The organism is Pantoea sp. C1E2, assembly GCF_056491465.1.
This window is the reverse complement of sequence record NZ_JBSZHT010000002.1, coordinates 3,293,573-3,305,260: the sequence shown is the minus strand read 5'-3', so window position 1 is coordinate 3,305,260 and position 11,688 is coordinate 3,293,573. Positions and strand designations below refer to the sequence as shown.

General features: G+C 55.2%; 10 protein-coding genes. 5 read left to right on the top strand and 5 right to left on the bottom strand.

The annotated features are described in order from the left end of the window. Window positions 1–95 precede the first annotated feature (95 nt). Both ACXI0A_RS15800 and glk read left to right on the top strand, forming a co-directional pair. The gene (locus tag ACXI0A_RS15800; RefSeq protein WP_476147789.1) at window positions 96–1,751 is read left to right on the top strand and encodes a thiamine pyrophosphate-binding protein; all 1,656 of its coding nucleotides are present in this window, start codon (window positions 96–98) and stop codon (window positions 1,749–1,751) included. Window positions 1,752–2,057: 306 nt separating this feature from the next. Next, complete coding sequence (gene glk / locus ACXI0A_RS15795) at window positions 2,058–3,023, top strand: glucokinase (RefSeq protein WP_476147791.1); 966 nt, start codon at window positions 2,058–2,060, stop codon at window positions 3,021–3,023. Window positions 3,024–3,056: 33 nt separating this feature from the next. Here glk and ACXI0A_RS15790 read toward each other — a convergent pair whose 3' ends face one another. Together ACXI0A_RS15790 and ACXI0A_RS15785 are read right to left on the bottom strand one after the other, a co-directional pair. Beyond that, window positions 3,057–3,782 carry a LytR/AlgR family response regulator transcription factor gene (locus tag ACXI0A_RS15790; protein WP_045816617.1) on the bottom strand — a complete coding sequence of 242 codons (726 nt, stop codon included), beginning with the start codon at window positions 3,780–3,782 and terminating at the stop codon, window positions 3,057–3,059. Then, the gene (locus tag ACXI0A_RS15785) at window positions 3,779–5,470 is read right to left on the bottom strand and encodes a LytS/YhcK type 5TM receptor domain-containing protein (RefSeq protein WP_476151025.1); all 1,692 of its coding nucleotides are present in this window, start codon (window positions 5,468–5,470) and stop codon (window positions 3,779–3,781) included. Before ACXI0A_RS15785 ends, ACXI0A_RS15790 begins: the two co-directional genes overlap by 4 nt. Before the next feature lie 445 nt (window positions 5,471–5,915). Here ACXI0A_RS15785 and ACXI0A_RS15780 point away from each other — a divergent pair, with 445 nt between their 5' ends. Next, window positions 5,916–6,440 (top strand): GNAT family N-acetyltransferase, encoded by a 525-nt coding sequence (locus tag ACXI0A_RS15780; RefSeq protein WP_224930834.1) that lies wholly within the window; start codon window positions 5,916–5,918, stop codon window positions 6,438–6,440. Between the two features lie 118 nt (window positions 6,441–6,558). Further along, window positions 6,559–7,794 (top strand): alanine transaminase, encoded by a 1,236-nt coding sequence (gene alaC, locus ACXI0A_RS15775; protein ID WP_224930837.1) that lies wholly within the window; start codon window positions 6,559–6,561, stop codon window positions 7,792–7,794. Between the two features lie 41 nt (window positions 7,795–7,835). On the opposite strand, the gene ypdK is transcribed toward alaC, so the two are convergent. From ypdK to ACXI0A_RS15760, 3 genes are all read right to left on the bottom strand, one after another. Next, on the bottom strand, window positions 7,836–7,910 hold the full coding sequence (ypdK, locus tag ACXI0A_RS15770) for a membrane protein YpdK (protein WP_100701370.1): 75 nt from the start codon (window positions 7,908–7,910) through the stop codon (window positions 7,836–7,838). Window positions 7,911–8,112: 202 nt separating this feature from the next. Further along, the gene (locus ACXI0A_RS15765; RefSeq protein ID WP_224930840.1) at window positions 8,113–9,141 is read right to left on the bottom strand and encodes an HlyD family secretion protein; all 1,029 of its coding nucleotides are present in this window, start codon (window positions 9,139–9,141) and stop codon (window positions 8,113–8,115) included. 5 nt (window positions 9,142–9,146) lie between these two features. Continuing rightward, window positions 9,147–10,748 (bottom strand): MFS transporter, encoded by a 1,602-nt coding sequence (locus ACXI0A_RS15760; protein WP_476147794.1) that lies wholly within the window; start codon window positions 10,746–10,748, stop codon window positions 9,147–9,149. Between the two features lie 150 nt (window positions 10,749–10,898). Between ACXI0A_RS15760 and ACXI0A_RS15755 the strand changes: the two genes are divergently transcribed. Beyond that, window positions 10,899–11,684, top strand: coding sequence for an IclR family transcriptional regulator domain-containing protein (locus ACXI0A_RS15755; protein ID WP_476147796.1), 786 nt, complete (start codon window positions 10,899–10,901; stop codon window positions 11,682–11,684). Window positions 11,685–11,688: the final 4 nt, after the last annotated feature.

The following is an 11,688-nucleotide window of genomic DNA, read 5'->3' as shown; positions in this document are numbered from 1 at the left end:
TGCTTGCCACAAATCACCATGCGCTGATGGTGAAAATCTCGCCAATTCAGCCACATCGCTGATACTTCGATCATCCCATTAAGAAGGAGCTGTCGATGAAAACCCTCAACGTTGGCGACTATTTACTGCACTGTTTACAGCAAGCTGGCATCCGTCACCTGTTCGGCGTGCCGGGTGATTACAATCTGCAATTTCTCGACAGCGTTATCGCCCACCCTGATATTGCCTGGGTTGGCTGCGCCAATGAACTCAATGCCGCCTACGCGGCGGATGGCTATGGCCGTTGCAACGGTGCAGCAGCGTTGCTCACCACGTTTGGCGTCGGTGAACTGAGTGCAATCAATGGGATTGCGGGCAGCTACGCAGAATATGTTCCGGTGATTCATATAGTCGGCGCGCCAGCCAGTGATGCGCAGCGACAAGGTGATTGCGTGCACCATTCTCTGGGGGACGGCGACTTCCATCATTTCCTGCGCATGGCGCAAGAGGTGAGTGCCGCCAGCGCGGTGCTGACTTCGGAGAATGCGGTAGAAGAAATTGACCGCGTGATAGCAGAGGCGCTTCACCAGCATCGGCCCGGATATCTGCTGCTGGCGGTGGATGTCGCGGCGGCGCACATTGCGATGCCTGATGTTCAACCTACAGAACCTGTCCATCAGGACAATGCGGTTGCGACGGCATTCGCTGCTGCCGCCGAGCGCTTACTGGCTCCCGCGCAGCGTGTTGCGCTGTTGGCCGATTTCCTCGCTTCGCGTTGGCAATTGCAGTCGCCGCTGGCCGATCTTCGCCAATTGCGCGCGATTCCTGCCGCCACATTACTGATGGGAAAAGGCGTGCTCGATGAACATCAGCCAGGCTATGTGGGTACATACGCCGCAGAAGGCAGCAGCGAAGCAGTGCGCCGGGCCATTGAAGAAACGGATGTCACGCTGTGTATCGGCGTGCGTTTTACCGATACCTTAACCGCCGGTTTCACTCAACAGTTGCCCGCAGAACGCGTTATTGACCTGCAACCTTTTCACGCCACGGTGGGCGGGGAACGCTTTGCGCCGCTCAGCATGGCGCAGGCCCTCGCCGCATTGCTGCCGATTTACCAACGCCACTGCGCACATTGGGCGCTGGCTGACACTGCGTTTTGCGAAGAAATTGAGCAAAACGATGATGCGGTAATCAGTCAGCGCGCATTCTGGCAGGCGATGCAGCGCTTCCTGCTGCCGGGTGATATTATCCTGGCCGATCAGGGCACGGCCGCCTTTGGTGCCGCCGCGCTGCGTTTACCGCTTGAAGCACAATTGCTGGTGCAACCGTTATGGGGCTCGATTGGCTATACTTTACCGGCGACCTTTGGTGCACAAACGGCACAACCCGACCGACGCGTGATTCTGATTATCGGGGATGGGTCAGCGCAACTCACGATCCAGGAGCTAGGTTCGATGCAGCGTGACGGGCAACAGCCGATTATCTTCCTGATCAATAACGACGGTTACACGGTTGAGCGAGCGATTCACGGTGCTGAACAGCGTTACAACGACATCGCACAGTGGAACTGGACCGCGCTGCCGCACGCGATGAGCGTGGAGTGTGCGGCGCAAAGCTGGCGAGTGAGCGAGACGGTGCAGTTAACGGCGGTGATGGAGCAATTAATGCGTGATCGTCGCCTGACGCTGGTGGAAGTGGTGATGGAGAAGCAGGATCTGCCGCCACTATTACGTAAAGTCACGGCGGCACTGCATCAGCGCAACGGCGGCTAACGTTGTTTGGCTTAAGCTTGGTGAATCGCCACTGTTGACCCGGCGATGCGCGAAATCCTCTCGTACTCTCGGTACGCTCCGGTTTCTGCGCGCCGGCCATTTCCGCGAGGCTGCGGCGATACCGCCTGACGCGATAAGCCTGCAGTTTCGGAAAGTTGCCTCTATACAGTGAAGCCGCTGATTGTCAGGCTGTGGCACGCACCAGAAATGTTTACGCCCATCGTGCTGGTGGGCGTTATTGTTTTATTGGCAGGCTCTTATATAGTGTCCTGCAATTGTTTATGACCCAAGCGGAGCAGCAGAAGAATGACTAAATACGCCCTGGTCGGCGATGTGGGCGGCACCAACGCCCGTCTCGCCCTGTGTGAGGTGGAAACCGGTGCCATCTCCCAGGCCAAAACATTCTCAACATCAGACTACGACAATCTCGAAGCGGTGATTCGTGCTTATCTCGACGAGCAAAAGCAGGAGATTAAACATGCCTGTATCGCGATTGCCTGTCCAATCACCGGCGATTGGGTCGAGATGACCAACCACGATTGGGCATTCTCAACCCGTGAGATGAAAGAGCACCTGGCATTCGACAGCCTGGAAATCATCAATGATTTCACTGCCGTGTCGATGGCCATCCCGATGCTGGCCGAAGATCAGGTGATTCAGTTTGGTGGTAAATCGCCGGTTGAAGGCAAACCGATTGCGATTTACGGCGCCGGTACCGGATTAGGCGTGAGCCATTTGGTGCACGTGGATAAACGCTGGATTAGCCTGCCGGGTGAGGGCGGTCACGTTGACTTCGCACCGAACAGCGAAGAAGAGGGTGAAATTCTCGAAGTGCTGCGCGCAGAACTGGGCCATGTGTCGGCGGAACGCGTGCTGTCAGGCTCCGGGTTAGTGAATCTTTACCGCGCTATCGTCAAAACCGACAACCGCGAACCCGAAAATCTTAAGCCGAAAGATGTCACCGAGCGCGCATTGAAAGACAGCTGCATCGATTGTCGTCGTGCGCTGTCGCTGTTCTGCGTGATCATGGGACGTTTCGGTGGCAACCTGGCGCTCAATCTCGGCACCTTTGGTGGCGTGTACATCGCCGGCGGAATCGTGCCGCGCTTTCTCGAGTCCTTCAAAGCCTCTGGCTTCCGCGCTGCGTTTGAAGATAAAGGCCGCTTCCGTGATTATCTGGTCGATATCCCGGTGTATATGATCACTCACGATCAGCCTGGCCTGCTGGGCGCGGGCGCGCATCTGCGCCAGACGCTGGGTCGCGTACTGTAATCTTTTCAGGCGAGCAGCGTCCTGCTGCTCGCTTTACAACCTCATCAACTGGCGAAACGCCTTCACCTTGCTGCGGCTCACCGGCACCTGTGCATCCAAATCACGTAACTTCACCAGATAAGTATTGTTAAACCACGGCTCGATCTCGCGGATTTTGCTGAGGTTGACGCAATACGAACGATGGCAGCGGAAGAACAGCTGTTCTGGCAGGCGACTACAAAATTCACTGATCGCCATCGACATCACGTACGCTTCGCGGCGCGTATAAACAAACGTCAGTTTTTCATGCGCTTCGACGTAATAGATATCGTTAATATCCGTCACGATAATGCGCTCGTCTTTCACCAGATTAACGGTTTGCGGCGCGCTTTGCTGAGTGGAGGGCTGGGCGAGTTGCTGCTGTGCGCTGGCTTCCAGCTTATTCAGCATGGTGATAATGCGCGACTCGTGATAGGGCTTGAGGATGTAGTCAAACGCATCCAGCTCAAAAGCATCCACCGCATGCTCTTTCCACGCGGTGATAAACACAATCAGCGGTTTATGCGCAAACTGGTTAATATTTTGGGCCAGCAGCATGCCATCCAGCGATGGAATATTGATGTCGAGGAAAATGACATCCACCCGATGGTTTTGCAGATACTTCAATACTTCCAGCCCGTCATCAAAACAGGCTTCGATAGTGATCTGACTGTGCTGCTGAATCATCCAGCTCAGCTCTTGCTGAGCAAGAAACTCGTCTTCGACGATGATGGCTTTCACGTGCTGTGTTCCGTGATATGGCTTAACGGTGCAGCCAGACGCTGACCATTTTTGCTCAGGGTGAAGGCGATTTCCGTCCCCGGATGATGGCGAGTGATACTCAACCCCTGGCCGGAAAGCAGTTTCACCCGATGATGCACGTTAAGCAGCCCGATTTTATTGCCCGGCATCTCATCACGCGCGACACGACCAATCACCTCTTCGCTGATGCCCGCGCCCGTATCACGCACCGCGACGCGTACATAATCACCGAGGTCTTTCACACTCAAGGTCACCACCCCTTTGCCACGGCAAGGCTGAATGCCGTGCACAATGGCATTTTCCACAAGAGGCTGAATCAGCAAACTCGGCAGCGTGAAGTGCAGATCCTCATCAATGTCATAAATCATCGACAGCTTGTCGCCAAAACGCGCTTGTTCAATCGCAATGTAATCCTTCACCTGCCACAGCTCTTTTTTAATATCGATCAGCTCGTCATCGTTCAACTCAAGGTTGTAGCGCAAATAGCGCGACAGATTGATCACCAGCTGGCGTGCTGTATCTGGATTGAGACGAATGGAAGAGGAGATGGCATTCAGCGCATTAAACAGGAAGTGCGGGTTAATTTTGCTCTGCAACGCTCGCAGTTCCGCTTTATTTGCCATCTCACGCAACTGCTCAGCGCGTGACACCTCCAGCTGGGTGGAGATAATTTGTGACAAACCAATGGCCATCTCTTTCAGCGATCCGGTAATGCGATGCGCCCGACGATAATAGATTTTTAGCGTGCCCGTGACTTCCCCTTTTTCCCAAAGGGGAATAACCAGCATCGAGTGAATATCTTTGGTGCGATGCGCCTCATCATTATTCTTGATGATGATTTTGCCGCTCGCAATCGACTGCGCCGTGGTCGGGCTGATGCCGTCATCCCCGTTCTGATAATTATGCTCACCGTAACCGACATAGGCGAGAATCTGCTGAGTATTGGTGATGGCCACGGCATCGGCATGAATATCGCTGCGAATGATATCGCACACTTGGCGCAACGACTGGCTATTCACCTGACGAAACAGCGGCAGGGTTTTATTGGCAATCTCCAGTGCCAGCTTGGCCTGGCGCGCTGCAATCGCCTCTTTTTCTCCTTCCACGCTCTGTACCAACAGCACAATCAAGCCAATGCTCGATGCGCCGAGAATCATCGGTAACGCGATTTCAGAAACAATCGAAAAGCCCAACGCCAGCGGGCTGGCCCATAAAACAATCAGCACCATGGTCAGGGTTTCGCACAGCATGCCGCAAAGAATACCGGCGCGCCAGCGCTGCTCTTTACTTACGCGACGATTGATAAACCCAGAAGCGATACCGGCAATGATGCTGGTAATCAGACAAGGCACGGCCGTGACGCCATCCATATCGATAAGATAGCGATGTATCCCCGCAATCACCCCGGTGGCGATACCAACCCAGGGGCCAAACAGAATACCGCCGGACATCACCGCAATCACGCGGACATTCAGCAATGAGCCATCCACGTTAATACCCGACCAGGTACTGAACAGCGCAAACAGCGAGAAAATCGCTGTCACCACCACTTTCTCTTTGATCGAATGCTCATCTTTTTGCAGCAGCTGACGGAATACCCGCGTGCGGGTAAGGAAGAACAGACAAATCAGCATCAGCGCAGCGCGGTCAAAAACCGCCAGCAGCATGTCGAAGTGGGAAGGCAAGGGCATCTCTCGGAGTGAACCTGGGTGAGGCTATGATAAAAAATGTGATCGAGATCTGCCAGCGCCGCGACACCCGCAAAACGCTTCTCATGGTTTAGATCAATTTTCCTGCCAAATCCTCACTGGTGTTTAAAACAGCAACGCATTCAGCTCAAGGCCAGAACGGGCCAGCCCGAAGAGCAAAGCGTCTGGGCCATGGATGGCCCAGCCGATCTGCAGGGATGCGTGTAGTCTTTGCGATCGGGCTGGCCCGTTCTGGCCCTGGCACCCAACCAACAGCGACTTTCAACTCAACACCCAACACCCAACTCCCCAAAAAGAGGAAAACTTGAGTAACAAAAAGAGGATTAGCTATCCCTGCGCAGAACGCTGGTTGAAAATGACTCGGTTTGCTATGTTGCCATGAGTTATTTCGCGGAGCGCAGCAATGCAACTACTGACCCCTCGCTTGTCCCTGGCACGCTTACAACCCGAAGACTGGCAAATCTTCAAAGCCGTACACGAAGATCCCGGCACCATGACCTGGGTGAGTGAAATTCCAGACGAAAACGACATTCGCCAGCGCTTTACCGAACGCCTCGCCCCATGGCAGGTCACCAGTTTCCATATGCTCTGCCTGGTAGCACGTCTGCGCGAAACCAATGAACCCATTGGCCTGTTTGGTTGCAGCGCCGAGTGGCAACCTTATCGTCAGGCAGAAGTCGGCTACATGCTTTGCCATCGCTACACCGGAAACGGCTACGGCAGTGAAGCGCTCAAGGCACTGTGCGACTTCTTACTGCAGGCAGAATTTCATAAGCTCAAAGCGCTGGTCATAGAGGGGAATTGGCCGTCGCGGCGCATTCTGGAAAAGAATGGTTTCACGTTAGAGGGCACGTTGCGGGATAATTATCTGCTAAATGACCAATGGGTAAACGATTGGGTGCTGGGTCGCCTGAATCCGCAACATTAAAAAAATATTCTGTTGCTCTCGACAATTCTGTTATCAGCGCGTTATGTTCTTACCTCGGTCACCACAGTGACCAGCGTCGCTCGGACGGTCCGGGCGCCTACGTAAACCAGAGGACATCATGGCTGATAACAGCACACCCCGTCGTTTCTCGCGTATTGAACGCCTTCCCCCGTATGTATTTAACATCACCGCTGAATTGAAGATGGCTGCGCGTCGGCGCGGCGAAGACATCATCGATTTCTCAATGGGGAACCCCGATGGACCTACGCCGCCACACATCGTGGAAAAACTCTGTCAGGTAGCGCAACGCGAAGACACGCACGGTTACTCCACCTCGAAAGGTATTCCTCGCCTGCGTCGCGCTATCTCGCGCTGGTACGCAGATCGTTATCAGGTAGAGATTGATCCCGAATCAGAAGCCATTGTCACCATCGGTTCCAAAGAGGGGCTGGCGCACCTGATGCTGGCCACGCTGGATCACGGCGACACCGTACTGGTGCCAAACCCCAGCTACCCGATTCATATTTACGGCGCGGTGATTGCCGGTGCGCAAGTGCGTTCCGTGCCGCTGGTGGCAGGCGTTGATTTCTTCAACGAACTGGAACGCGCCATCCGCGAAAGCTATCCAAAACCAAAGATGATGATCCTCGGCTTCCCTTCGAATCCGACGGCACAATGCGTTGAGCTGGACTTCTTCGAACGCGTCATTGCGCTGGCGAAACAGTACAACGTGCTGGTCATCCACGATCTGGCCTACGCCGACATCACCTACGACGGCTGGAAAGCACCGTCGATCATGCAGGTGCCGGGCGCGCGTGATGTGGCGGTCGAATTCTTCACCCTGTCAAAAAGCTACAACATGGCAGGCTGGCGTATCGGCTTTATGGTCGGTAACAAAGAGTTGGTCTCCGCGCTAGCACGTATCAAAAGCTACCACGATTACGGCACCTTCACTCCGCTGCAGGTTGCGGCGATTGCCGCACTTGAAGGCGATCAGCAGTGCGTGCGGGATATCGCTGAGCAGTACAAACGCCGTCGCGATGTGCTGGTGAAAGGGCTACATGAAGCGGGCTGGATGGTGGATCTGCCAAAAGCCTCGATGTATGTCTGGGCTAAAATCCCCGACCACTATGCGCATCTCGGTTCGCTGGAGTTCGCGAAGTTACTGCTGCAGGAAGCCAAGGTATGTGTCTCGCCAGGCATCGGCTTTGGTGATTATGGTGACACCCATGTGCGATTTGCACTGATTGAAAACAGCGATCGTATTCGCCAGGCGGTACGTGGCATCAAAGCCATGTTCCGTGCGGATGGTATTTTGCCGGGAACGGTAAAAGCGCTGGAAGAAGAAGAGTAAATACTAAGAGGGGCGACGAGGGTCGCCCCGCCTGGCAGGATTTATTTGAGCATCAGCACGAAGGTGCCTACCCAGATTAACAGGAAGAAAGAAACTCCCATCAAAGCATATCTCACAAAACGACTCCTCTGAGCGGTTACCATGCTGGTGATCCCATGCCAGCGTAACCCGAACAGAATAAGAAAAAGGTGAAGTTCATAACCGCTGCACGCTTTCTTCTCAGGTGGTTCCAAGCGAACTCAGAACAGGATCGAGCGATAATTTACGCGCAATCGATCCGAAAATAAATAGGCCAGTTCTGAGAGATTGCTCACATTTTCACCGGGCTTGAATTTCCGGTATTGCGGACATGCCCACACGCAGTTGCGCCAAATCGGGTTGGTTGGCATCCAGCACAATTTTCACCGGTAAACGCTGCACCACCTTGGTGTAATTACCCGTGGCATTGTCTGGAGAGATGGCGGAGAAGGTCGCGCCAGTGGCCGGAGCAATGCTATCAACATGACCGGTAAAGGTCTTGCCGGGCAGCGCATCGACTCTCACCACCGCTCTCTGTCCCGGCTGCACGTCGGCCAGTTGCGTTTCAAGATAGTTGGCGGTGATATAAGTCTGTTGCAGTGGTACGACCGCCAGCAAACGAGTACCCGCACTCACGTAAGCGCCCAATCGTACCGAGCGCTGACCGACCATGCCATCCACCGGTGCCACAATCCGCGTATATGAGAGATTCAACTTCGCCTGATCCACGCTGGCCTGCGCCGCCGTCACATCGGCTTCAGCCTGACGCACCGCTGCCTGCAGCACACCCACCTGTTTCATCGATGCAGCCAGTGCAGCTTCACTCTGGCGAACCGCAGCGGAAGCTGAACGCTGAGTAGAACTGGCTTTCTGTTGCTCGTCCGCGGCAATAGTGCCGCTCTTGTAGAGTTGGTTATAACGCGCGGCACTCTGGCCGGCGTATTGCGCTGACGCCTGGCTCGCCGCTAAGGTCGCTTTGGCTTCATCAATCGTCGATTGCTGCTGCTCCAGCTGAGCCTGACTGCTCAGGCGTTTGGCATCACTCACCTGCAAATTCGCCTGCGCCGTTTCCAGCGCCACACGGTAATCTCGGTCGTCGAGTGTGGCCAGCAGTTCGCCTGCTTTCACTCGCTGGTTATCCTGCACATTCACACTGGCGATATAGCCGGAGACCTTCGGCGCCACCAGGGTGTAATCCGCATTGACGTAAGCATCATCTGTGCGGTGATCGTTGCCGGTCATTGATGACCAGACAAAAAAGGCCATGGCCAGCAACACGATTAATAAGGCACTCAACAGCACCGTTCTTTTCAAAGCAAAAGCTTGCATATCAATTATCTCGACGTCGTCGTAACAGGTTGAATCAGGGTTTGTGGCGGCCAGACACGTTTTGGCAACCAGGCAGTCAGCAGTAACAGCAGGGCGGCGAAACCAATCAGCATTTGGTAGCAGTCACTCAGGCTCAGCACCATCGCCTGATGCTTCAGCAGGGTCGCGAAGCCGCTGAGGTTCTCTGCACTACTGGCGCTGCCATCCGGTAATAAAGGAAAGCTGCTGCTGGATTGGGCGCTGCTGGGCGCGGTCATCAGCCAGGGGCGACTGGCGGCATTGCCCACCAGCACGCTAGAGTGAAACTGTTCCCGATGGCTGATAAACCACCCCACCAACGTGCTGGCGGCAATGCTGGAGAAACCGCGCACCGTATTGAACATCGCGGAGGCAAAAGGGCCTTCCGGCGGTGCGACGACGCTCGTCGCACTCATCAATACCGGCAGAATCACCATCGGTTGACCGAAGGCCTGCAAAATCTGGATAACCCAGAAATTCTGTCGCGCCCAGTCGCTGGTGATATGCATACCCATCAGGCAGGAGATCACCAGCAGCGTCACGCCAGCGGTCAGCATCCAGCGGCAATCAATCCAACGGATATTGAGCAGTGCTGCCACCAGAGGGGCGATCAGTAACTGCGGCAAGCCGATCGTTAACGCCAGCGGCGCGAATTGCAGCGTGCGGAATCCTTCCACCTGGCCAAGATAGGCCGAGGGCAGCGCGGATCCTGACAGCGACAGAATCAACACGCCCGCCAGCGCCAGCAAACCGTGCGCGAGATTGTGACGGCGCAGCATCTGGAGTTTGAACAGCGGCAGCGGATGAAACCATTCATTAATAAAGAACACAGTCAGCAATGCGAGCGCGCTTAATAATAGCGCCGCAAACAGCGGTGAACTGAGCCAGTCAAGACGCTCGCCCTGCGTCAGCGCCAGAATCAACAGCGCCATCCCTGAACAGCCGGTCAGCATGCCGAAAAGATCGATCTGTTTAAAACGCTCGAAGCGCAGTGGGTCCTGGGGTAAGCCCCAGCCAATCAACAGCATGGCGATTAACATCGGCGGGATAACTTGCCAAAAAACAAACATCCAGCTCACTTCATCGGTCCAGAAAGCGGCGAGCGTGGCGGCGAGATTGGGCCCAAAAGTGGCAGTCAGCGCATAGGCGCCAAGACCATAAAGCTTGATCGGCGGTGGCAGAAAACGCAGTGCCACGGTCATGAGCAGCGGCGGTAATGCACCGCCAAACAGACCCTGAATCACGCGCAGTGCAATAAACAGCGTGGCATTAGGCATCAGGGGCAGCAGCAGACCGCACAGCATAAAGCCAGCGGAGACGGCGAGGGCGAAGCGGCGCAAGGAAAAGGTCACGGCAAACCACGGTGCGATCATCATAGCGGCTACTTCCGCCGCCTGGTAAGCGGAGATGATCCAGCTGCCTTGATCGTAGCTAATGCCGATGGCAGCACGGATATCCGCCAGCGCAATGTCAGTCACGCGGTCGTTAAGTCCGGAGGTGAGCGCAGCAATCAGCACGCCAACCAACCCCAGCGCCAGGCGCAGAGTAAACGGATGGGGTGCCGGTGCCGCAACGGGCTGGGCGTTCATAGCAGGCTTCTCGTATTATTATTGATGCAGTGTATTGCGATGTGATACATATCGCATCTTACATCTCGGTATGATGTATTGCAATGTGATACAGGGTGTAAAAGTGCGGTCATTCGCGCTAAAGTAGGGCAGGCCAAAAAGGAACGCACAATGGTTGAACTTCCCTCAAGCCGTGAGGATGAAAAAGCGGGTGGCATTCAGGTCATCGCGCGTGCGGCAAAAATTCTGAATGCGCTGGGCGAACACCCGGGCGGCATGAGCTTGGGTGAAATCGCGCAGGTGGTTGATCTTCCTCGCTCAACGGTGCAACGCATCATTGCTGCGCTGGACAGCGCCCAACTAGTGCGCAGCAGCGGCGCGGGCGGATTACGTCTGGGGCCGGCACTGCTCAAGTTGATCTCCAGCGTGCACAGCGATGTGGTCGAAATCGTCCGCCCATTTCTGGAACAACTCTCAGTCGATATCAACGAGACGGTTTCGCTGGCGCGCGCCAGTGGTACGCAGTTAGCGATTGTTCACTATGTGGTGGCATCCCGGGAATTGCGGGTGGTGCCGCGCATCGGTCTGAATCTCCCGCTTTACAGTACCTCTGGCGGTCGTGCACTGCTGGCACTGGAAAGCGATGAAGATGTCCGGGTGATGGTCGGCGAAGCCTATAAAGAGCTGACCGAAATGACGGTCAAAACGCTGCCGCAGCTGCTGGAGTTGATTGCTGAAGTCCGCATCAGCGGTCTGGCCGTCGATCGCGGCGAAACCCTGGAAGGAATTTCCACCATGGCGGTGGCGATCGACACGCTGTTTGGTCGCTTCTCCATTTCGCTGCTGGTGCCGACGGCGCGTTTTCATAAACAGGAAGCGCGCTATCGAGATGAAATCATGAAATGCAAAGAGGCGCTGATTCGCGAAATTGGCAAAATGACCGCTGTGGAAGGATAACCAA

Excerpts from the sequence above, each read along its gene's own strand:
- ACXI0A_RS15765 (WP_224930840.1), bottom strand. The coding sequence starts at position 9,141 with ATGCAAGCTTTTGCTTTGAAAAGAACGGTGCTGTTGAGTGCCTTATTA.
- ACXI0A_RS15755 (WP_476147796.1), top strand. The coding sequence starts at position 10,899 with ATGGTTGAACTTCCCTCAAGCCGTGAGGATGAAAAAGCGGGTGGCATT.
- ACXI0A_RS15785 (WP_476151025.1), bottom strand. The coding sequence starts at position 5,470 with ATGCTGCTGGCGGTTTTTGACCGCGCTGCGCTGATGCTGATTTGTCTG.
- ACXI0A_RS15800 (WP_476147789.1), top strand. The coding sequence starts at position 96 with ATGAAAACCCTCAACGTTGGCGACTATTTACTGCACTGTTTACAGCAA.
- ACXI0A_RS15760 (WP_476147794.1), bottom strand. The coding sequence starts at position 10,748 with ATGAACGCCCAGCCCGTTGCGGCACCGGCACCCCATCCGTTTACTCTG.
- glk (WP_476147791.1), top strand. The coding sequence starts at position 2,058 with ATGACTAAATACGCCCTGGTCGGCGATGTGGGCGGCACCAACGCCCGT.
- ACXI0A_RS15780 (WP_224930834.1), top strand. The coding sequence starts at position 5,916 with ATGCAACTACTGACCCCTCGCTTGTCCCTGGCACGCTTACAACCCGAA.
- alaC (WP_224930837.1), top strand. The coding sequence starts at position 6,559 with ATGGCTGATAACAGCACACCCCGTCGTTTCTCGCGTATTGAACGCCTT.